This is a genomic window from Flavobacterium sp. CLA17 (assembly GCF_013112255.2).
Taxonomy (GTDB): domain Bacteria; phylum Bacteroidota; class Bacteroidia; order Flavobacteriales; family Flavobacteriaceae; genus Flavobacterium; species Flavobacterium circumlabens.
This window is the reverse complement of record NZ_CP068294.1, coordinates 3723496-3746312: the sequence shown is the minus strand read 5'-3', so window position 1 is coordinate 3746312 and position 22817 is coordinate 3723496. Positions and strand designations below refer to the sequence as shown.

Here is a 22817-nt window from a genome sequence, read left to right as displayed (position 1 = left end):
GAATTTAAAATTAAAGAGAAAAAAATAAAATCAGTTTTTATCCGCGTTTTCGCAATAGCGAATCAGTATAATCCGCGTCTAAAAGTAACACTAACAAAAAAATTATGAATTATATTTCAATTAAAGATATCAACTCCTTATCAAAATGGGTAAGAAGTGCCTTAAAAATCAAGAAGAATCCGCTTAAAAATCAAAGTTTAGGGAAAAATAAAACCTTAGGGATGTTATTTTTCAATCCGAGTTTAAGAACGCGTCTGAGTACGCAAAAAGCTGCTTTAAATCTGGGAATGAACGTAATGGTTATGAACTTCACCAACGAAGGCTGGACATTGGAATTTGAAGACGGAGCCGTTATGAATTCAGGAGCTTCAGAACATATTAAGGAAGCCGCAGAAGTAGTTTCGCAATATTGTGATATGATCGCAATTCGTGCTTTTGCGGGTTTAGAAGATAAAGAAAAAGATTATGCTGAAACTGTCATTTCAGGATTCTTAAAACATGCTACCGTGCCGATTGTAAACATGGAAAGTGCGGTTCGTCATCCGCTTCAGTCTTTGGCAGATGCGATTACGATGGAAGAATACAAAACAGAACACAAACCAAAAGTGGTACTTTCGTGGGCACCACATCCTAAAGCATTGCCTCAGGCAGTAGCCAATTCATTTGTAGAAATGATGCAGCTGCAAAAAAACATGGATTTTGTGATCACACATCCGGAAGGTTACGAACTCAGTCCGGAAATCACAAAAGACTGCAAAATCGAATACGACCAAAACAAAGCCTTCGAAAATGCTGATTTTGTTTACGTTAAAAACTGGAGTAATTTTAAGGACTACGGGAAAGTAACCAATATTGATCCCGAGTGGACTGTTACCGCCGAAAAAATGGCATTAACAAACAACGGAAAATTCATGCATTGCCTTCCGGTACGTCGTAACGTAATTGTAACGGACGAAGTTATAGACAGCGAGAATTCAATCGTAATCCAGCAGGCGAATAACAGAACGTATGCAGCACAATTGGTGTTGCAGAAGATATTAAAAAAGCTATAAATAAGGTACAAAGGTTCAAAGTTGCAAAGGAGCAAAGGTCTAAAACCTTTATAAAACCTTTGAACCTTTGAACCTCTGGGCCTCTGAACCTAAAAAAAATGGTAACAGTAATAAAAATAGGCGGAAATATAATTGACAATCCAGCCGAATTAGAACAGTTTTTAACCGATTTTTCTAAAATTGAAGGATATAAGGTTTTAGTTCACGGAGGAGGAAAATCAGCTACAAAAATGGCTGAAAGTATTGGTTTGGTTCCGCAGATGATTGAAGGCCGACGTATTACAGATGCTCCCATGCTCGATGTGGTAGTAATGATTTATGCAGGTCAGATCAATAAACATATCGTGGCACAATTGCAATCGAAAGACAATAATGCCATTGGTTTTTCCGGGGCAGACGGAAATTTAATTCAGTCCGTGAAACGAAATCATCCGACAATCGATTATGGTTTTGTGGGTGATGTAAAACAGGTAAACACAAAATTACTGGCTACTTTGCTTGAAAACGGAATTATTCCTGTCTTCTGCGCGATTACACACGATAAAAATGGACAATTATTAAACACAAACGCCGATACGATTGCAAGCGAATTAGCAATTGCCTTGTCTGAAGTTTTTGATGTTACGTTAACCTACTGCTTTGAAAAACAAGGCGTCTTAAAGGATTCTGAAGATGATTCCTCGGTAATTACAGCCATCAATGAACAGTTGTACCATACGCTAAAAGCAGAGAAAGTAATCCATTCCGGAATGATTCCCAAATTAGATAATTGTTTTAATAGTTTATCAAGAGGCGTTCAGAAAATCAAGATCGGTCACCACAAAATGCTTCAGAATCCTGATGTTTTGCATACTACTATTACATTATAAAAAGTTGCCACGAATTACACAGATTTCCGCAAATTAAAATTTTAAAAAATTAATGAAAATTTGTGTAATTCGTGGCAAAAAAACATAACCACGGAAGACATTTTAAATATTAATTTAAGAAATTAGCGCAAATTAAAATTGTCACAAAATTGGTAACAAGAATCAATTAAAAACTTTGTGACTTTGAGCCTTCGTGGCAGAGAACATACACTATGAAGAATATAGAAACGCTTACCAAAGGAGCCATACAATTATTAAAAAACCTTATCGAAACCCCTTCATTTTCAAGTGAAGAAGATCAAACCGCACTTTTAATAGAAAATTGGTTCCATCAAAACGAAATTCCTTTTAAAAGAGAAAACAATAATGTTTGGGCTTTCAACAAACATTTTGAGGAGAGTAAACCAACACTTTTACTGAATTCTCATCACGATACCGTAAGACCCAATCAGGCCTACACAAACGATCCGTTTAAGGCAATCGAAAAAGACGGCAAATTATTCGGATTAGGAAGTAATGATGCGGGAGGCTGTCTGGTTTCGTTACTGGCCACGTTTGTATATTTTTATGACAACGAAAATTTACCATATAATATAGTAGTAGTAGCCTCCGCAGAGGAAGAGAGCAGTGGTAAAAATGGTTTAAACAGCGTTTTGCAGCACCTACCGAAATTAGAATGCGCTATTGTAGGAGAACCTACTTTAATGCAGCTTGCTGTTGCAGAAAAAGGATTATTGGTTCTGGATGTAAAAGTAAAAGGAACCGCCAGTCATGCCGCACATCAAAACGACGATAATGCTTTATACAAATCAATTCCGGTTATGGAGTGGTTTAAAAATTATAAGTTCGATAAAATATCCGATGTTTTAGGACCTGTTAAAATGACCGTAACGCAGATTAATGCCGGAAAACAGCATAATGTTGTACCGTCAGAATGTGATTTAGTGGTTGATATCCGGGTAACGGATTGTTATTCGAATACTGAAATCCTTGACGTCGTTAAAGCAAATATAAACGCTGAAGTTACACCAAGATCAATGCATTTAAACGCTTCATCAATTCCGGTTGCGCACGGTTTAGTTCAGGCGGGAATCGCCTTGGGAAGAACGACTTACGGTTCACCGACACTTTCAGATCAGTCGGTTTTGAGCTGTCAGTCTTTAAAATTAGGGCCGGGAGAAACGTTACGTTCGCATTCGGCAGACGAATTTATTTTTATCAATGAGATTGAGGAAGGAGTCGATTTGTACATCAAAATACTAACTGATTTCTTTAAATTATAATTGTCATCCTGAGCGAAGTCGAAGGATTAGGAGCTAATCCCGCTATCCGTTCCAATCTTTTATTTTTTAAAGAAAAAAATAAAAGGATTTCCACTGCTATCGGGGCTGGAAAACCAAAAGTATAAACAACGACATTTAGGAATAATTAGAAAATAAGATCCAAAAATCTAATAGTCTAAAGAGTCTAAATAGCTAAAAATCTAAGAAGTCTAAAAATCTAAGTTATGAAACTTTGGGAAAAAGGAATACCAACAGACAAGCAAATCGAACAATTCACTGTTGGAAACGATAGGGACCTCGATTTGGTTCTGGCAAAATACGATGCTTTAGGCTCTATTGCACACGCCAAAATGCTGGGCCAAATTGGTTTGCTGACAGCAGAAGAAACAGATTCTTTAGTAGAGGCCTTAAATGAAATTATCGCAGATATCGCAAAAGGAAACTTCATAATCGAAGACAGCTTTGAAGATGTGCACTCTAAAATCGAATATTTATTAACGGTAAAACTGGGCGATGCCGGAAAAAAAATTCATACTGCCCGTTCGCGTAACGATCAGGTTTTGGTGGATGTTCATTTGTATCTGAAAGACGAAGTCAAAGCTTTAAAAGAGCAGGTCAAAACACTTTTTGATTTGCTGATGGAATCTGCAGAGAAACATCAAAATGTATTATTGCCGGGTTATACCCATTTACAAATTGCAATGCCTTCTTCATTCGGAATGTGGTTTTCTGCCTACGCGGAGAGCCTGATTGACGATATCACCATGCTGAATGCAGCAGGAAAAATTGTAGATCAAAATCCGTTGGGTTCAGCGGCAGGTTACGGAAGTTCGTTTCCTATCAACAGAACATTTACGACTCAGGAATTGGGTTTCGAAACTTTAAAATTCAATGCTGTTGCCGCTCAGATGAGCCGAGGAAAAGCTGAGAAAACAGTAGCCTTTGCCATGAGCAGCGTAGCAGCAACCTTGTCAAAATTTGCCATGGACGTGTGTTTGTATATGAGCCAGAACTTTGATTTTATTGGTTTGCCATCACATCTTACCACAGGTTCCAGCATTATGCCACACAAGAAAAACCCGGATGTTTTTGAATTAATCAGAGGGAAATGCAACAAAATTCAGGCCTTGCCTTACGAGATTACTTTAATCACAAATAATCTCCCAAGTGGATACCACAGGGATTTACAGCTTTTAAAAGAAGGTCTTTTTCCGGCTATTCAAAACTTAAAAGCGTGTTTGGATATCGCTATTTTTTCCATAAAAGATATTACCGTAAAACAGCATATTTTAGAAGATAAAAAATACGATTATTTGTTCACCGTAGATACTTTAAACGAAATGGTTGTGGCCGGAATGCCATTTAGAGATGCCTACAAAGCGGTGGCGGAACAACTGGAAGAAGGAACCTATACCTCTCCAAAAGAAACTAAACATACACACGAAGGCAGTATTAATAATTTGTGTCTGGATGCCATAAAACTTAAAATGCTTAACAGCTATTAGTGGGATTCATTTCTTTAAGAAAATTATTGAAAACTACTTTAGTAGTTGTTGTATTTAAAAATATAAAAAGCGTTATGATTTCATAACGCTTTTTTTTTGAATAAATCCTTTTTAGTTAAGGCAGAAAATCCATGCTAAATACATACATTTGAGTATCAGTTATCTTAAAATAAGACTATGGCAAAATTTGAAGAACAGGCAACTCAAACTCTTTTTGAGAAAAATTTCATTACCGAAGAACAACTTGTTCAGATAAAAACCTATCGCGGTTCAGGTATTTTTTCATTAAATGCAGAATTAAAAATGTTTCTGTATTTAGGAGTTTTGCTTTTTACATCCGGAATCGGAATCCTGATTTATCAAAACATTGACACGATCGGACATATTGCAATTTTGTCTTTGTTGCTTATTGTTATAGTAATCTGTTTTTATTTTTGTTTTAAGAATTCAAAAGGTTTTCAGAAATCAGAAACGGCTTTTGAAAGTCCTGTTTTAGAATATCTGGTACTTGCTGCGAATATCCTGACGTGTATTTTTATAGGTTATCTGCAATTTCAATACAAACCTTTCGGCACGCATTATGGTCTGGCAACATTGGTTCCGACGCTGGTGAGTTTCTTTTGCGCGTATTATTTTGACAATAAAAGTGTATTGACGATCGCGATTACAGGTTTGACAGCGTATGTAGGTTTTTCGGTAACACCGCAAGATTTGTTTAAAAACGATTTCTATTCACATCAGGATTTAAGTTATTCTGCCGTCATATTAGGAGGTTTATTAATACTATGGACAATTTATAGTTCAAAAATCCAGCTCAAGACGCACTTTAATCTCATCTACCTGACATTTGCCCTGCACATGATCAGTATCGCTTCCATCAGCAATTTGGTTAACGAACATAAGGGAATTTGGTTTGCTTTTTCTATTATTCTGGCCGGATCCAGTTTTTATTTTTATAAAGTCAGCTATGAAGTAAAGGCAATTTCCTTATTTGTTTTTATGATTATCTATGCTTACATCGGAATAAATATCTTTATTTTCAGAATTTTCGAAAATATAGACTTTTCAGATATTTGGGTCTTATTTGTTATGGTTATCCCTGCCTATTTCATTGGTTCCATAATTCTGTTTATCAAATTAATTAAGAACTTCAATAAAGAAATCGCCGAATGATACTATTAAATAAGAGTAAGTTGAAAAATTCAGCTTTAATTGATGAAGCAGATTCATTAAAAAACGCAGGCTTTATAGGAAAAGAGCAGCTTAACTTTATAAAAAAAGAACTTCCTGTGCTTAACAGTCATAATAATATTCTGGTACGTATCGGTTTCTTTTTGTTAGGTTCCTTTTTGTATTCGTCTTTGTGTGGTGTGGTTTCCCTTTTGGGTCTTTCGGGAATGGATGAGAGCTGGAAAATATTTCCCTATCTGTTTGCAATAATCGGTGTTGTGGGATCTGAAATTCTCACCAAACAGGATTATCACAATCACGGCCTTGATGATGCTTTCATCTTAGGTTTGCAGTTGAATATTGGTTTTGCTGTGGGAGTTTCGACAGATGGTGATAATATATTGGCCATTACAATTGCTGTGACAATCGCTTCCATTATAGCGTATTTGCGTTATGTACATTTGCTCTCCGCATTGGTTTTTTACCTCGCCTTTACGGCAACATTAGGATATGCTATATTTGATTTTCTGGAAGCAGGACAGGCAATTTTACCCTTCTTTATGATGTTCTACGGCATAGGAACGTATTACTTTTGCCGAAGACTTATAACTAAAATCGAAGAACCATTCTATTATAATGGAATTGTTTTAATAAAAAGTATGAGTTTAATCCTGCTGTTTTTTTCGGGAAATTACTTAGTGGTTCGGGAATTTTCAGCAAGTCTGGCCGATACTTATTATGAAGTAAGTCCTGAAATTCCGTTTGCATTTTTCTTTTGGATATTTACATTTGGTATTCCGGTTTTATACTTGTTTTTTGCTTTAAAAAACAAAGACAGGATCATGCTGTGGATTAGTTTTGCCGCGATTGCTTTTTCATTTTACAGCTTTCGATTTTATTATTCGGTTCTGCCAATAGAAGTTGCATTAACACTCGGAGGTTTGGTTTTATTTGCCATAGCATTTTTATCCATCAGAAAATTAAAACACAAAGAAACCGGATTAACATTTAAACCGGACAGAATCGCCAATTCAAATGCCTTTTTAAATGCCGAAGCACTACTTATCGCTTCAACATTTGGAATGAAACCAGAAGTGAAATCACCGGAATCCCCAATGGAATTTGGAGGAGGAGGTTTTAGCGGAGGAGGATCTGAAGGGAATTTTTGATTTTTTTCAGGAGTTAAGAGTATGAGCTATAAGTTATAAGTTAGAATTGAACCATAAACTATAAACCATAAATCCTAAACTACAAAAAAAGTAAAACCCTGAACTGCAAAATTCAGGGTTTTACTTTTTTTGTTTCTATTTCTATTTCGTACTCCTAACTCATGACTAATAACTCATAACTTCCCCCACCTTTCCTAAACTTTAGCTTTCAAAGCTTCAGCATCAATATCACTGTGGGAAACATCATAAACGGCTTTTCCGTTTTTTATTAAAATCAATTGTGGTGATTCATGATAGACGTTAAATCGGTTGGCGATTTCATTAGACACATCACGGTGTTCAATTAAATCCAAAAAGAAAGCATCAACTGTTTCCTCCAGATCGTACTCTCTTTCAAATTGTTTCAAAGCCATACGGCTAATGCTGCATCTTGTACTGTGTTTAAAAATTACAACAGGCTTAACATTAGAAAGGGTTTGTATATCTTCTAACTGTGTTAAATTTGTAAGAGGAATCCAGTTTATTTTGCTTTTTTGTGAATCAGATTTTTCTGAATCTCCGAAGATTGAATTTAAAAAACTCATATTTTGACTGTTTTTATGACTTTTTGGCATTTATTATTGGTTAATTCTCAATTTTTAACGCCATTATGTCTGTATTTTTACTGTGGACTATAATTTGAATAGATAGTAGCAAAGTTATATCATTTAAAATTAAATTTTGATGCAATAAAATCAAATTTTGATGATATCGAATTTTTAGAATTAAAATAAGAAACCTAAATCATACCAATCATGAACATAAATAAATTTACAACTAAATCTCAGGAAGCCATTCAGCTGTCACAGCAGTTGGCGCAACGATACGGGCAACAGCAAATCGAAAACGAACACATTTTGAAGGCTATTTTTGAAGTGGACGAAAATGTGGCGCCCTTTATTTTGAAAAAACTCAATGTAAACGTACCCTTGTTTCTACAGATTTTAGATTCAACCATTCAAAGTTTTCCTAAAGTTTCAGGGGGAGATATTGTGCTTTCAAGAGACGCAAACAAAGCATTGAATGAAGCTGAAATCATTGCCCAGAAAATGAACGATGAATATGTTTCGATCGAGCATTTAATTTTGGCAATTTTTGATTCAAAAAGTAAAGTGTCCCAGATTTTAAAAGATCAGGGAGTTACCGGAAAAGCATTAAAAGCAACTATAGAGGAACTTAGAAAAGGAGAAAGAGTGACTTCGGCATCCGCGGAGGAAAATTATAATTCCTTAAATAAATACGCTAAAAACCTGAACGAATTAGCACGTACCGGAAAACTGGATCCCGTTATCGGCCGTGATGAAGAAATCCGACGCGTGTTACAGATCCTGACCCGCAGAACCAAAAACAATCCAATGTTAGTAGGGGAGCCCGGAGTGGGTAAAACAGCCATAGCAGAAGGTCTGGCGCATAGAATTGTGGATGGCGATGTGCCTGAAAACCTGAAAGACAAAATTGTTTTCTCTCTGGATATGGGGGCATTGATTGCCGGCGCCAAATACAAAGGAGAATTTGAAGAAAGATTAAAATCGGTAGTAAAAGAAGTGACTGCCGCAGAAGGTGATATTGTTTTATTTATCGATGAGATTCACACGCTGGTTGGCGCGGGCGGGGGAGAAGGCGCGATGGATGCCGCTAACATTTTAAAACCGGCTTTGGCTCGTGGAGAATTGAGAGCAATTGGAGCAACAACCTTAGATGAATACCAGAAATATTTTGAAAAAGACAAAGCTTTAGAGCGTCGTTTTCAAAAGATTTTAATCGATGAACCGGATACCGAAAGCGCGATTTCAATTTTGCGCGGTATCAAGGAAAAGTACGAAACACATCATAAAGTTCAGATAAAAGACGAAGCTATTATCGCAGCTGTAGAACTTTCACAGCGTTATATTACCAATCGTTTCCTACCGGACAAAGCGATTGATTTAATGGATGAAGCGGCTTCCAAATTACGCATGGAAATCAATTCAAAACCGGAAGAACTAGATGTGTTGGATCGTAAAATCATGCAGCTTGAAATCGAAATTGAAGCCATAAAACGCGAAAAAGAAGAGAGCAAGCTTAAGATTTTAAGAATGGATCTTGCCAACCTGAAAGAGGAACGAAATGAAATCTACACCAAATGGAAATCTGAAAAAGATGTCGTAGATGGGGTTCAGGCTGTAAAATTAGAAATAGAAGATTTCAAGCATGAAGCAGAACGTGCGGAACGTGAAGGAGATTACGGAAAAGTAGCTGAAATCCGTTACGGAAAAATCAAGGAAGCACAAGAACGTCTGGATGTTTTAGTAAAACAATTGCAGGAATACCAATCCGGTAATTCTTTGATAAAAGAAGAAGTAACCCGCGAAGATATTGCTGAAGTAGTCGCAAAATGGACCGGTATTCCGGTAATGAAAATGCTTCAGACCGAAAGAGAAAAGCTGTTGCATCTGGAAGATGAATTACACAAACGAGTGGTAGGTCAGGAAGAAGCGATTGAAGCCGTAAGTGATGCTGTACGCAGAAGCCGTGCCGGTTTGCAGGATATGAAAAAACCTGTTGGGACATTCTTGTTTTTAGGAACTACCGGAGTGGGGAAAACAGAGCTTGCAAAAGCTTTGGCGGAATATCTATTTGACGATGAAAACGCCATGACCCGTATTGATATGAGCGAATACCAGGAACGTCATAGTGTGAGTCGTTTGGTAGGAGCGCCTCCGGGATATGTGGGTTACGATGAAGGAGGGCAATTGACAGAAGCGGTACGGAGAAAACCCTATTCCGTGATTTTGCTGGACGAGATCGAAAAAGCACATCCGGATACCTTCAATATTTTATTGCAGGTTTTAGATGAAGGCCGACTAACCGATAATAAAGGGCGTCTGGCTGATTTTAAAAATGCCATTATCATTATGACTTCCAATATGGGAAGTCAGATTATTCAGGAGAAATTCGATAATAGGAAAGGCGGAATCGAAGCCGCTACAGAAGCTGCAAAAGTGGAAGTTTTAGGTTTACTGAAACAAACTGTACGTCCCGAATTTATAAATCGTATCGATGAAATTGTATTGTTTACACCTTTAACGATAGAAAATATTTCAAGAATTGTGAGCTTACAACTTAAGAGTGTAACCAAAATGCTGGCCTTACAAGGTATTGCGATGGATGCCACTCCCGAAGCAATTAAATATCTGTCAGACAAAGGTTATGATACTCAATTTGGGGCAAGGCCGGTAAAACGTGTTATCCAGAGAGAGGTATTGAATCAGTTGTCGAAAGAAATTCTGTCCAACACTATTACAACCGATAGTATTATTTTAATTGATGCTTTCGACGGAAAACTGGTTTTCAGAAACCAGACCCATAAAGTTTAATGATTTTGTTTAGTTAATTATTAAATTGGGGAAGCATCAGCTGAAAGGCTGGTGCTTTTTTTTTAAAGTTTGAAATCCGTGAATAATGAAACTTTTTTGAAAAGTAATATAAATCAAATTAAAAATTAAGTACAGAAATTTACGAATAACTTAAAACAAAAAATCATGAACAATATTTTTAGAGGATTAATAGCAGGTTACGGTGCGAAAAAATTAGGAGGAGGATGCTTCGGTACTATCTTTGTCTTTGTAATTATCTGGTTGCTATTAGGACAGTGCAGCTAATTTTTTAGGAAAAAAATTGATAAAAAAGTAGTAGATTCGCGTACGTAAAAAATAAATAACGTTAATTAAATTAGGTTCTGAAATCCAGTTAATTACGTAATTCATAAAATAAAAAAATATAATGGCATCAGGTTTTTTCGTACTATTAGATGATATCGCAGCAATCATGGATGATGTTGCCGTAATGAGCAAAGTAGCAGCAAAGAAAACTGCGGGTATTTTGGGTGATGATTTAGCCGTTAATGCCGAAAAAGCTTCAGGATTTGCTTCTTCAAGGGAACTTCCCGTTTTGTGGGCAATTAGCAAAGGGTCACTTCTTAACAAAATCATTATCCTGCCAATTGCGTTTCTTTTAAGTGCCTTTTTTCCCATTGCAATCATTGTTATTTTAGTGCTTGGAGGTCTTTTCCTGGCATATGAAGGTGCAGAAAAAATTTACGAATTTATATTTCCCCACGAACACGCTTCAGAAGGAATAACTGAAGAAACACTCACAGAGGAAGAAATTCTGGCTATCGAAAAAGATAAAATAAAATCAGCTATTGTGACCGACTTTATTCTGTCGGTAGAAATAGTAATCATTGCTTTAGGAACCGTAATTGATAAACCTATTTCATCACAGATTGCAGTAGTTTCAATCGTTGCGCTGATTGCAACCATTGGTGTTTATGGTATTGTCGCTTTAATCGTCAGAATGGATGAAGTGGGTTTTAAAATGATTCAGCACAGTAAAAAAGAAAAAAGCATTTTAAAAACGATAGGAAACGTTCTGGTACAGGCACTTCCAAAGGTTATTAAACTTTTAACTGTCATCGGTACAATTGCTTTACTTTTAGTATCCGGAGGATTGTTTGTTCATAATATTGAATTTTTGCATCATTTATTACCGCAATTGCCTTCCATTTTAAAAGAATTTATAATTGGACTGGTAGCCGGATTTATAGTTTTGGGAATTGTAAATCTTTTCAAAAAACTTTTCGGAAAGAAAGCACATTAATAAAATCATATTCAGACAATATCAGGACATCAGCTGCTAAGCTGGTGTTTTTTTTATACTTTTTTTTGAAGAATAAAAATTTGGTAACCAGTTGTTTACTGTTTTGTTTTCGTTATTTAACATTTTCTGTAAGCAACCTTATGAATGTATTCCCCTCTTCATAATAAAATAACAAACAAATATTTATTATGAAAAAGTTTAGATTAAAATCAGTTTTATTAGTATTATTCTCGTTAACAGTATTTGCATCCTGTGATAGTGATGATGACAAAACACCAGATCCAGTAACTGTAACTGTAAAAAATGCTCTGGCAACTGAAGTAAAAGGACCGGCAACCGGAAAAGTAAACACAGAACTTAGTTATGAGGTTACTTTTTTACCGGACAACTCTTGTGGAGAGTTTAACAAATTTACAGAAGCAACCATTGGTACCGTAAAAGGTTTACAGGTAGAAGTAAAATATCCTGAGGTTTGTACGCAACAGGTTCCGACCCCTAAAAAAGCAGTTTATAAATTTAAATCGGCAGAAAAAGGAACTTTCGAAATCAAATTCAAAAAATCAGAAACTGAATTTATAATTCAGAAAGTGGTTATTGATTAATTCACTTTAGTCCTTTAAAAACGAAAGCTAATTAGTTAAGTTCTATTAAATAATTTCATCATTATTTTCAATTAAACACCAGTCTCAGATTGGTGTTTTTATTTGTAAGATGTTTTAATTACATCAATTTTTCTGATCTAATTAAAATTGTACTCATTCATGATAAATTATTATATTATAAGTTTAAAGTTGATTTATTTGTATGAAATAATAGGTTAATTTAAAAATAGTTTTGGTTATGTTAATTGTTTATTTTTGCGATATATTTCAAACCCTTAATCTCTATGATAAAACCTTTACACTATTGCATAATTGCATTTTTCTCATTTTTTTGTTTTACTTCAAATATAATTTCTCAAAATAATTGGAAATTATTAAATCCTACCCCTTCTTATAAAACTGGTAAGGAAATTAAATTTATATCTCAAAGTACCGGATATATCTTAAACGATAATGAAATATTAGAGACTGTCGATTCTGGTATAAGCTGGAAAAAGAAGCAAAATATTAATAGCGGTAATGATTTGAAATTTTATAATAATTTAGGTTATATTGTAGGTAAAGATGGCTATATATTAAAATCACTTGATTCCGGTACTTCATGGACACAAGTAAATACAGGATTTGTAGCTAATTTTAACAGTGTAACTATCATTAATGAAACAACAATCATTATTTCAAGTTCAAATAGTATTATTAAATCACTAGATGGAGGTAGTACCTGGATAAGTTTAAATATCCCCAATGTAACCGTTAATAAAACTTTTTTTACGACATCGCTAATTGGACTCGCAGCATGCAATAACGGAACAATGCTTAAAACAGTTGATGGCGGAGTTAATTGGTATTCAACCATGACTTCTAATAGTACTCCGTCTAATTTTTTTACCGTTTATTTTATCAATCAGAATGTTGGTTTTGCAACCCGTGAACATCATGATCTTTATAAAACAAAAGATGGTGGAGAAACCTGGACAGAAATCCCCGTAATTTCTGATGCTATATATACATTTTCGTTTTTAAATGAAAATGTTGGTTATGCAGCAGGAGATCACGGAGTAATTTTTAAAACAATAGATGGCGGTCTTACATGGGATTGGGCAGGATTTCAAATTGGACGTATATATAATACTAGTATTTACGGGATTCACTTTGTAGATGATAACATAGGATTTGCTACCGGTGCCAGAGGCAGAATTATTAAAACAACAGACGGTGGTAAAACGTGGACTCAAAATTCTCCAACTTACAACGATATTAACAACTTACAATTTTTAACAAATGAAACAGGTTTTGCTCAATCGGGAAATTCATTTTTTAAAACAACAGATTCAGGTAAAAGCTGGAATAGTGTGGGTTCAATAGATTATGATAGATATTCTTATATAGCTACATTCAAATTTTTGAATGAAAATTTAGGTTATGCTGTTTCTGGAGGTACATATGGAGGTCATGTTTTAAAAACATTAGACGGAGGAGTTACATGGAATGCATTAAATGATGGATTTAGAATAATTGATGAAGGAGCTAATTCGTTATCCCTTTTTGATGAAAACACAGTTGTGATTTCCGGAGGATATAATCAGCCAAAAGTATTAAAAACAACAGATGGAGGAAAAAATTGGGTACAACTTTCAAGTTCTAGTTTTATTAAAATCCAATTTTTAGATGAAAATATTGGTTATGCACATAACTATTATGATAAGAAAATCTATAAAACAATTGACGGAGGAACTAATTGGACTGTTGTATTTACAGCTGAGGAAGACATAAAATCAATAGATTTTCTGGATAAAGATAATGGTTATATAGCAGGTTCTAACGGTTTGATTTTAAAAACAAAAAATGGAGGAATAGATTGGAAAAAGCTTACCATTCCTTATGAATATTATACCTATATTAAGTTTTATTCTAAAAATGTCGGATATCTTTTTGATGAAGATGGTAAATTGTATAAAACTGAAAATGGTGGTAACAGCTGGAAAAATATATATGATTTACCATCAGGATTTACCAGCAATAGTATTACAATTGTTGGGAAAGATATTTATTTATCTGGAGAATATGGTAAAATATTAAAAAGTGAAGTAGATTTTGAACCATTCAATTTGCAATTAAATCCGGCCGAAAATATTCTTAGCCGTACTGCAGTTTTATCTGGAAGTGTAAGTGTAAATAAAGATTATTTTGATAACGCCCGTCTTGAATATTTTAATTCTGCTGTAATACATAAACAGGATATTTCGACAAATACAATAAATCCTGATACATCAATAGATTTTTCTTTGCCAGTATCAGATCTCGATCCTGATTCAACCTACTATTATAGAATTGTAGCAACTCGTGATAACGTATCTTACTATAGTGACCTGAAAATTTTTAACACAAAGGAAGATTATTTGATAACAATAAATACCATCAATAATGTTTCTTCAAATCAAGCAGAAATTATTGGAAGCATAACATCTTATAAATATGATATTACTGATGTTGAATATCAATATAGTTCTGAGCAAAATTTTTCAAAATATGATATTCTCAATAATAGTATAATTGTCAAAGGAAATACAACTGAAAATATAGCCGGAACTTTATCTGATTTAAAATCTAAAACTATTTATTACGTAAGGCTTAAGGCAAAGTATGAAGGAAAGGAAATTTATAGTCAAATCAGTTCTTTTGTCACCCTATCAGAATATGAAATAAACTTATATTATCCATCTGTAGTAAATAATGATGTAACATTATCAGCTTATGTAATTACAAATAGTAAGGATATAAGCAATATCGTTTTTGAGTACGGAGTTTTAAATTATGAAAATACTATTGCTGCAAATATAGATTTGGTTTCAGCTGGTTCTTCAGGATATGTATCAGCATTGTTAGCTAATTTAGATCCTGATAAAATATACTCCTATAGATTAAAAGCGCTCACCGGAGGAAATATAATTTATAGTCGGGAAGGAGTTTTTAATACTTCTAAAAAGATACTTCTAAAGGCAGGAAACGTAATCGAAAATATAAGCTCAATTAAATTAACAGGATACGTAAATTCTATTGGAGGATATGTAACTAATATTGAATTTGAATATGGCACAACTGAAAGTTTAGGATCAACACTTAAAACCAATCCTAATTATGCGTACGGGAATAGTACGTATACATTTAGTGCTGATTTAGATAATCCTTTAAAAGGGGAAAAATACTATTATAGAATTAAAGGTATTGATGCAAATAATAATAATATTTTGTATTCAGATATAATGTCGTTTACTACTCAATCTTTAGGAGTTGAAACCCCTAATTTAAACAATAATGTATTTTTATATCCTAATCCAACTAATGGAGATGTAAATATTGATTTGCCAAATAATAAAAATGTTATTTCAATTATTGTTGTTGATGAATTAGGAAAAATGTTTAACTATGACCATAATGTAAAATCTGGGAATCTGCAAAAAATTGATCTTTCTGGAAAATCTACAGGCATATATTATATTAAAATAAGAACAGATGATAATTTAGTAATTAATAAAAAGGTAGTTCTTAAATAAAACACAGTTAGATAAGATAATCTAAATTAGATTTTATAAATCCCTCTAAAAATTACTATTTTTGCACTCTAAATTTTATGTCATGCCGAAAAGAAAATATAAAATAGCCGTTATTCAGTTAAATCTGAATGACGTAGCCGAAAATAATCTGAAAAAATGTATCAGCTGGGTAAAAGATGCAGTCAATAAAGGGGCTGAAGTTATTTTACTTCCCGAATTATATAGCAGCCATTATTTCTGTCAAAGTGAAGATGTGGATAATTTTGCCTTAGCAGAACCGCTTTACAGTACTTCGTTTATTGCTTTTAGTGAACTGGCAAAAGAATTGGGAGTAGTTATTATTGTTCCTTTCTTCGAAAAAAGAATGGCCGGAATTTACCATAACAGTGCCTATATTATTGATACTGACGGAACAGAAGCAGGTTTATACCGTAAAATGCATATTCCGGATGATCCGCATTTCTACGAAAAATTCTATTTTACACCCGGAGATCTGGGCTTTCAGGCCATTAAAACCAAAAAAGGAACTGTTGGTACATTAATCTGCTGGGATCAATGGTATCCGGAAGCAGCACGTATTACAGCGCTGAAGGGAGCTGAAGTATTATTTTATCCAACAGCGATAGGATGGCATCCAAAGGAAAAAGAGCAGTATGGTGAAAACCAATATGGTGCCTGGATGAATGTTATGAAAGGTCATGCTGTTGCCAACGGAGTTTTCGTTGCAGCTGCCAACAGAATTGGTTTAGAACAATATCTCGAAGGGACAGATGGAATTCAGTTTTGGGGAGCTTCTTTTATAGCAGGGCCTCAGGGTGAAATTCTGGCTCAGGCCTCTCACGATCAGGAAGAAATTCTAATCGCCGAAGTAGACTTGGATTTACAGGAGAATGTACGTCAGAACTGGCCATTTTTCAGGGACAGAAGAATTGATGCATTTGGAGATATTACCAAAAGAGCAATTGATTAATTAATTGACTTTATTACATAAAAAAAGCCGTTTCAATAATTTGAAACGGCTTTTTTAGTTTATAAGGAGAAATTTATTTTACCTTAAAAGTAACTCTTCTCACGATTTGACGGGCTTCTTTAGAATTTTTATTCACAGAAGTATCTTCACCGTTTGCAATTACATTCAGTCTTGAAGCATCAATTCCAGCGTTTATAGCTACGTTTTTCACAGCTTCAGCTCTTTTTCTGGATAATTCACTGTTGTAATCTGAGCTTCCGATTTCATCTGAATATCCAATGATATCTGCAGATTTACCAGGATTGTTTTTCAAATATTTCACTAAGAAATCCACACCTGATAAAGAAGCGTTTGTTGGTTTAGAAGAGTTAAAATCGAAATAAACATTTACATATCCTCCGTTAATTAATTCTTCAACCGTATTGTTTGTTGCTGTTTCTCCGCCTTTTTGAACGTAAGTTTTCTCTAAATAACTTTCCAATTCATCCGGTACACCGTTTTGATTGGTATCAATAGATTGTCCTTTCGTATTAACAGCAACTCCTGAAACCGTATTTGGCTCTAAATCATACAAATCAGCAACACCATCTTTGTCAGTATCAATAAGATTAGTTTCGATTGTTGTAACTCTGTCTTCTAATTTATTTAATCTTTCGTTTTCTTCAGAAAACCAGTCAGCATGTTTTTCATTTTTACCTAAGTAAAAAGTCAAACCAACAGAAGCATTTAGTAACACACCATCGAATGAACCTGTAGTCGTCTGACCCATTCCGTCAAAATTGTGATTTTGTCTTCCGTTAACGATACCTGTTAAATCTCCGGTTAGGGCAATACTGTTGCTTAATCTGATTTGTCCTGTAAGACCAAGGATTCCATGACCCATATAATCTTCTCCGTCAAAACCGTTATCTGAAGTTAATTGCGTAACACCAAATCCACCATGTGCCAATATACCGATGGTATTGGTCCAGGTTTCAAAATTTAATGCTCTTCCAATATTTACAACCCCCTGCAAACTGGCTCTGATCGCTCTGCTTTCGAATGCAGGAGTATCGTCACGTTCCTGAAACTGATCATATCCAAAATCAAGTTTCGCACCAAATTTAGGGTTAAACATATATCTCACACCTAAATCAGCGTGGAAAGGATTTAACGTTGCAGTAGAGTAACCCGGTGTTAATGCTCTGGTTGGTTTGTTTACACCGCCATTCAATTCGATAGACCATCTGTCATATGCAGGTTTGTCAACTGAAGGCTGAGCAGCTGTCGTTGCCATATTTTGCGCACTTGCTGCAAATGATAGTACTAAAAATGATACGGAAGCTAATGTCTTTTTCATGATATCTAATTATTTAATTTGAATTTGTTAAGCTTTTATTAAGCTTAGGACAAACTTAGACCATCAATTTGGAAATTCTGTTCCACTACTTTTTGCTAAATCTTATATAATTTCCACATATTGGCCAATATCACTGCAAAATTGTTAAAATAATCTAAATTTTGGCCAAAAGAAAAGGGACAAAATCAATGTTTTGCCCCTTTTACTATTTCGAGATGATCAAATTATTTCAAATCTGCCTGGAAAATTTTAATCGTTCCGTCACCTTCACTGCTTACGATTACCAAGCTTCTTTTTGTTGGACTTTTAGAAGCTGGAATAAAAAGTAAACCTTCAGGAGCATCACCTGTTTTTACCGTTTGTAAATATTGTGGCGAAGCAGGATTAGTCACATCATAAGTCATAAAAGCATCAGATCTTTCTAAACCTACGAATAAAATATTTTGGCTGCCCATTTTGGCAACTACCACCGCTTCCGGTTCTGAACCTTTATCGTCGCTGCGTTTATCATCATAAGTCCCTAATTCATTGGTCTTTTTGTCGACATCATTTTTGCTGTCATAAACTATTTTTCCTGTATTTCCATTCCATATAGAGAAAGAACGTGCGCCAAAACTTACCATTTCGTCCAAATCTCCATCACCGTCAGTATCTCCCATATCGGCAACAAGATTTAATCTTCCTAAGTTAGTTTCCAATTTCAAAGTAGCTGCATCAGGAAAAATGGTCGCATCTAATTTCATGTCTTTCATTCTTTTAATGTCTGAATAGGCAGTATATTCTCTTGCATCTCCTTCGTTTGCTGTAACAAAATAAGGTACACTATTAGCAGAAAAATGGCTAATCGCATCCGGCATAAACATTCCTTTTACCTTCCATGGGTTAAAAGCAATTTTGTCATCTTTATCACTTACGTCAATTGCATTTTCGGCAGTATTGTAATCTTTAAGACCTAAAGGATAAATAGCGGTAATGGTTTTTGAAGCCAAGTCTACTTTTGCAACACCATTATTTTCCTGTAGCGTTATCCAGGCTGTTTTAGAATCATCTGAAATCGTTACGTATTCAGGTTCAATATCCTGAGCAAAACTTTTAGCAAAGGTTGAAATTCTGAAACCTTCTTTTTTCAAAGCTGCTGCCTGAGTGCTGAAAGAACTGAAATCTAAAGTGGTAACTGCATAATTGTTGGCTACTTCAATGATAGAAATAGTTCCGTTTGGATCTTGTGAATAATCGGTATTCGGTTCCCCTTCGTTAGCAGTCACGATAAATTTTCCATCAGGTGAAAAAGTTACCATATCCCCGGCAAAGCACCAACCGTAATTTGTTTGATTACGCTGTAATCCGTAGTATTAAAAACAACTACTTTTCCATTTCCTTGTTTGTTTACAGTTGATTCTAAGGCAACTGCTAATTTTCCATCATAAACAGCAACACTGTTAGAAGCTCCTTCATAAGCAGTCAGATCTATTTTACCAATTTTGGTTGGTTTTGTAGGATCCGTTAAATCAATTACATCAATCTGATTTGTTCCGCTATTATTTACTGTAAAAAGTTTTTTTGTTTTTTCATCATAAGCTGAAATTTCAGCTGCAGCTTCTCCGCCAATAGTAATACTTCCGATTTCCTTAAAAGATGCCGGATTTTCATTTACAACAACTTCTGGTTCTTCGTTGTTTGAATTTTCATCGTTATTACAACTTGCCATTATAAATAAAGCCGTTAATAATGAGATACTTAGTTTTTTCATTGTGTTGGTTTTTAGTTTTGCCAAATGTAAATAGCAGAACGCGTCCTTATATTAAGGCTGTATTATTTAATCTTTAACTTAATTTTTATCAGGTTTTGTATCGAATTCCAATTTGATTTTCGTTGAGTTGTTTTATAATCCTTACGAATCATTATCTTTGTGCACTTTCAAATTTAGAAACGCTGTATGTCAACAAATAATAGAAGATTCCCCGCAGAATGGGAGAAACAACAAGGAATTGTATTGTGTTTTCCGCATAATGGTAACGACTGGCCTGGTAAATATGATGCCGTTCAGTGGGCTTTTGTGGAATTTATTAAAAAAGTAGCCACTTTTGAAACAGTTTTTTTGGTTGTAGCCGATGAAAAATTAAAGGAAAAAGTAGCCGAAATGTTAGAACGGGCTCGTGTAAATAGTGCGAACGTTTCTTTTATTATTCATAAAACTAACAGAAGCTGGATGCGCGATTCCGGACCGATTATCGTAAAAAACGGATCCAAAAGAGAAGCGTTAAATTTCAACTTTAATGGCTGGGCAAAATATAAAAACTATCAGCTGGATAAATTTGTTCCAGGAAAAGTCGCTGATTTTATTGATGTTCCGTTAACACAAGTAATGTACAAGGGAAAACCGGTAATTGTGGAAGGCGGAGCCATTGATGTAAACGGAAAAGGAACCTTACTAACTTCTGAAGAATGTTTGATGCATCCTACCATTCAGGTTAGAAATGCGGGTTTTACCAAAGAAGATTACGAAGCAGTATTTAAGGAATATTTAGGTGTTACCAATGTCATTTGGCTTGGAGATGGAATAGAAGGTGATGATACACACGGACATATCGATGATTTATGCCGTTTTGTAAATGAGGATACCATTGTCACAATTGTTGAAACCGATAAAAACGATTCCAACTACAAACCGTTGCAGGACAATTTGAAACGTTTGCAGAATGCGAAGTTAGAAAACGGAAAATCTCCGGTGATTGTCGCTTTGCCAATGCCAAAACGTGTAGATTTTGAAGAGTTGAGATTACCGGCAAGCTACGCTAATTTCTTAATTCTGAACAACTGTGTTTTAGTACCAACATTCAATGACAGCAACGATCGTGTGGCGTTGAATATACTGTCAGAATGTTTCCCTGACAGAGAAGTAATCGGAATAAGCTGTATCGATTTTATCTGGGGATTCGGAACATTACACTGTTTAAGCCAGCAGATTCCTGCTTAGCTGGTAAAAATTTAATCACGCAAAGTCGCAGCGCAAAGTTTTTTTCTCATTTTGTGTCATTTCGATGTAAGGAGAAATCGCACTAGAAGGTCCATACTGAATGTCGTCAATCTTTGTCGATTAACGAGTACGATTTCTCCTTACGTCGAAATGACAAAAAGCACGATTATTTAATGGCTTTTAAATTATAAACTTTGCGACTTAGCGCCTTTGCGTGATGTAAAACAAAACAAACGTATATTTTACAGGCATAAAAAAACCTTGGCGACAACCAAGGTTTTATATTTTTTAAATCTGTTAAGATAATTTATTTTCTCTTCATTGTCTGATAAAAGGAGGTAACAATTGACTTGCCACTTCTCCAAAACCAATACGTACTTCATTGCTTTCGCAGAAACCTCTGATAATAACGGTATCATTATCTTCGATAAACTTGCGTTCGCTGCCGTCTTTTAATTTTAACGGATTTTGTCCTCCCCAGGTCAGTTCTAACATCGAACCAAAACTGTCGGGAGTTGGGCCTGAAATAGTTCCGGAACCCATCATATCACCGGAATTAATACGACAACCGTTTGAAGTATGATGCGCTAATTGCTGACTCATAGACCAGTATAAATATTTGAAATTCGATTTAGAAACAATCGTTTCTTCCTGATTTTCAGGTTTTATTGAAACTTCTAAATGAATGTCAAAAGCTTTTTTACCCTTAGTCTGTAAATAAGGAAGCGGTGACGGATCTTGTTTAGGACCTTTAGTTCTGAAAGGTTCCAAAGCATCCATAGTCACAATCCATGGAGAAATTGAGGTAGCGAAGTTTTTGGCTAAGAAGGGTCCAAGAGGCACATATTCCCATTTCTGGATATCGCGCGCACTCCAGTCATTCAGTAAAACCATTCCGAAAATATAATCTTCGGCTTCGTAAGTTGGGATATTTTCTCCCATTATATTGACGTCGGTTGTAATGAAAGCAGTTTCCAGTTCAAAATCTACTAAACGGGACGGACCAAAAACCGGATATTTTTCACCCGCAGGCAAAGTTTGTCCCATTGGTCGATGCACCGGAATTCCCGACGGAACGATAGTAGAACTTCTTCCGTGATAGCCTACCGGAATGTGTAACCAGTTGGGCAATAAGGCATTTTCCGGATCTCGGAACATTTTCCCAACGTTCGTTGCGTGCTCTTTACTCGAGTAAAAATCAGTATAATCACCAATTAAAACGGGTAGTTGCATTTCAACATCTTCGATTTTGAAAATAACAATATCGCGGTCTTTTGTTGAATCTCTAAGTTGTGGATTGGTTGCGTCGAAAATATCAGCGATACGATTTCGGACCAGACGCCATGTTTTTTTTCCATCGGAAATAAAATCATTAAGCGTGTCCTGCATGAACATATCATCCGTTAAATCTATTCCTGCGAAATAATTTAATTGTTGTAAAGCTCCTAAATCTATAGCGTAATCGCCAATTCGTGTTCCTACTGTAACGACATTTTCTTTAGTAAGAAATACACCGAAAGGAATATTCTGAATAGGGAAGTCACTATTTTCTGGTACTTCTAACCATGATTTTCTTTTGGTATCGTTGGCGGTTATTGGCATGTGAATGTTAATTATTTGTTGAAAAATTGTATGTCAAATATATCATAA

At 35.0% G+C, this 22817-nt stretch carries 17 protein-coding genes; 12 read left to right on the top strand and 5 right to left on the bottom strand.

Annotated features, from left to right (window positions below; translation table 11 throughout):
• Positions 1-104: 104 nt before the first annotated feature.
• The 6 genes from HAV12_RS15310 to HAV12_RS15285 all read left to right on the top strand — a co-directional run bounded on the left by HAV12_RS15310 (position 105) and on the right by HAV12_RS15285 (position 7048).
• Positions 105-1052 carry an N-acetylornithine carbamoyltransferase gene (locus HAV12_RS15310; protein ID WP_132033658.1) on the top strand — a complete coding sequence of 316 codons (948 nt, stop codon included), beginning with the start codon at positions 105-107 and terminating at the stop codon, positions 1050-1052.
• Positions 1053-1150: 98 nt separating this feature from the next.
• Positions 1151-1921 (top strand): acetylglutamate kinase, encoded by a 771-nt coding sequence (gene argB, locus HAV12_RS15305; protein WP_171570422.1) that lies wholly within the window; start codon positions 1151-1153, stop codon positions 1919-1921.
• Between the two features lie 212 nt (positions 1922-2133).
• Positions 2134-3204, top strand: coding sequence for a M20 family metallo-hydrolase (locus tag HAV12_RS15300; RefSeq protein ID WP_171570421.1), 1071 nt, complete (start codon positions 2134-2136; stop codon positions 3202-3204).
• Positions 3205-3428: 224 nt separating this feature from the next.
• Entirely contained in the window at positions 3429-4709 is a 1281-nt protein-coding gene (argH, locus tag HAV12_RS15295; RefSeq protein ID WP_171570420.1) for an argininosuccinate lyase, read from the top strand.
• Positions 4710-4886: 177 nt separating this feature from the next.
• Positions 4887-5882 (top strand): DUF2157 domain-containing protein, encoded by a 996-nt coding sequence (locus tag HAV12_RS15290; protein ID WP_171570419.1) that lies wholly within the window; start codon positions 4887-4889, stop codon positions 5880-5882.
• Positions 5883-5902: 20 nt separating this feature from the next.
• On the top strand, positions 5903-7048 hold the full coding sequence (locus tag HAV12_RS15285) for a hypothetical protein (RefSeq protein ID WP_240345175.1): 1146 nt from the start codon (positions 5903-5905) through the stop codon (positions 7046-7048).
• A 194-nt stretch (positions 7049-7242) separates the two neighbouring features.
• Here the strand turns inward: HAV12_RS15285 and ytxJ are convergent, their stop codons facing one another.
• A complete protein-coding gene (gene ytxJ / locus HAV12_RS15280; protein ID WP_171571703.1) occupies positions 7243-7632 on the bottom strand; it encodes a bacillithiol system redox-active protein YtxJ in 390 nt (129 codons plus the stop codon).
• A gap of 210 nt (positions 7633-7842) precedes the next feature.
• Between ytxJ and clpB the strand changes: the two genes are divergently transcribed.
• From clpB to HAV12_RS15255, 5 genes are all read left to right on the top strand, one after another.
• On the top strand, positions 7843-10443 hold the full coding sequence (clpB, locus tag HAV12_RS15275) for an ATP-dependent chaperone ClpB (RefSeq protein WP_171570417.1): 2601 nt from the start codon (positions 7843-7845) through the stop codon (positions 10441-10443).
• A 406-nt stretch (positions 10444-10849) separates the two neighbouring features.
• Positions 10850-11725: a DUF808 domain-containing protein gene (locus tag HAV12_RS15270; protein WP_171570416.1), complete on the top strand. Its 876-nt coding sequence runs from the start codon at positions 10850-10852 to the stop codon at positions 11723-11725.
• Positions 11726-11913: 188 nt separating this feature from the next.
• Positions 11914-12327: a hypothetical protein gene (locus tag HAV12_RS15265; RefSeq protein ID WP_171570415.1), complete on the top strand. Its 414-nt coding sequence runs from the start codon at positions 11914-11916 to the stop codon at positions 12325-12327.
• Positions 12328-12611: 284 nt separating this feature from the next.
• A complete protein-coding gene (locus HAV12_RS15260) occupies positions 12612-15881 on the top strand; it encodes a YCF48-related protein (RefSeq protein WP_171570414.1) in 3270 nt (1089 codons plus the stop codon).
• 82 nt (positions 15882-15963) lie between these two features.
• Positions 15964-16851, top strand: coding sequence for a carbon-nitrogen hydrolase (locus HAV12_RS15255; protein ID WP_171570413.1), 888 nt, complete (start codon positions 15964-15966; stop codon positions 16849-16851).
• 73 nt (positions 16852-16924) lie between these two features.
• Here the strand turns inward: HAV12_RS15255 and HAV12_RS15250 are convergent, their stop codons facing one another.
• The 3 genes from HAV12_RS15250 to HAV12_RS22935 form a co-directional block, all read right to left on the bottom strand.
• On the bottom strand, positions 16925-18190 hold the full coding sequence (locus HAV12_RS15250; RefSeq protein ID WP_171570412.1) for an OmpA family protein: 1266 nt from the start codon (positions 18188-18190) through the stop codon (positions 16925-16927).
• A gap of 224 nt (positions 18191-18414) precedes the next feature.
• On the bottom strand, positions 18415-19488 hold the full coding sequence (locus tag HAV12_RS15245) for a choice-of-anchor I family protein (RefSeq protein ID WP_240345174.1): 1074 nt from the start codon (positions 19486-19488) through the stop codon (positions 18415-18417).
• The gene (locus tag HAV12_RS22935; RefSeq protein ID WP_240345173.1) at positions 19482-19940 is read right to left on the bottom strand and encodes a hypothetical protein; all 459 of its coding nucleotides are present in this window, start codon (positions 19938-19940) and stop codon (positions 19482-19484) included. The genes HAV12_RS15245 and HAV12_RS22935 overlap by 7 nt, the downstream gene beginning before the upstream one ends.
• Before the next feature lie 186 nt (positions 19941-20126).
• On the opposite strand from HAV12_RS22935, the gene HAV12_RS15240 reads away from it, so the two are divergent.
• A complete protein-coding gene (locus tag HAV12_RS15240; protein ID WP_171570411.1) occupies positions 20127-21167 on the top strand; it encodes an agmatine/peptidylarginine deiminase in 1041 nt (346 codons plus the stop codon).
• A gap of 318 nt (positions 21168-21485) precedes the next feature.
• Here HAV12_RS15240 and fahA read toward each other — a convergent pair whose 3' ends face one another.
• Complete coding sequence (gene fahA, locus HAV12_RS15235; protein WP_132033688.1) at positions 21486-22769, bottom strand: fumarylacetoacetase; 1284 nt, start codon at positions 22767-22769, stop codon at positions 21486-21488.
• Positions 22770-22817: the final 48 nt, after the last annotated feature.